The sequence below is a fragment of the Furfurilactobacillus milii genome (genome assembly GCF_009863985.1).
In the GTDB taxonomy this organism is placed as follows: domain Bacteria; phylum Bacillota; class Bacilli; order Lactobacillales; family Lactobacillaceae; genus Furfurilactobacillus; species Furfurilactobacillus milii_A.
The window spans coordinates 1-628 of record NZ_WEZT01000047.1 but is presented as its reverse complement, the minus strand read 5'-3'; the positions used below and the strand labels follow the sequence as shown (position 1 = coordinate 628).

Annotated in this window: 1 pseudogene; it reads right to left on the bottom strand. The window is 31.8% G+C overall.

From position 1 onward, the window contains the following. A pseudogene (locus tag GB992_RS11345) lies at positions 1-269 on the bottom strand (magnesium transporter CorA family protein); the annotation flags it as partial. Positions 270-628: the final 359 nt, after the last annotated feature.

Below are 628 nucleotides of genomic sequence, written 5' to 3'. Positions count from 1 at the left end.
GCCGTCAGATTATCTAGATGCCCATCTTCATGTACCTCGGGAAACAAAAAACTTACGAGCAAACTTTTTTCATCGTTCTGATCTATCATCGTGTCATATTCAACTCGATCATCAAACGTTAGTATATTGCCTATTTTAAGGTTATATTTATGTTCCAAAGATTCGATATATTCTCGTTCGTCACCATAAACATAAACAACAGGAGAATTGATATTTGATTCTGACGAAACTAATAATGTATCTTTTGTTAAAGAATAAGTTTTCAGCATTGTAATCCTCCTGCTTTATATTTTTCTCAAAAATAAATGCGTAATTGTTGTGAAATAAATACGTTATCAGTTTTAAAAACATTTTATCTTATGTATGATAACCTGCCAAAAATTTTATCTCACACATTATCTAGACAATCTTGTCTCTAGCTTCTAATGTATTATCTAATTTATAATGGCTCTTTGTCAACCGCTGTTGATGAGAAATCTTTATGAGAAAATGGTAGATTGTAAAATTAAGTGAATTTTTAGCTGTTCCTCTAGGGACTGTCTGAAAACTAAAAATTCAGGTATAATCTGAGGAAAAACGAATCGAGGCATTCCGATGACAACACCTAAACGATACGAACTGGAAGATG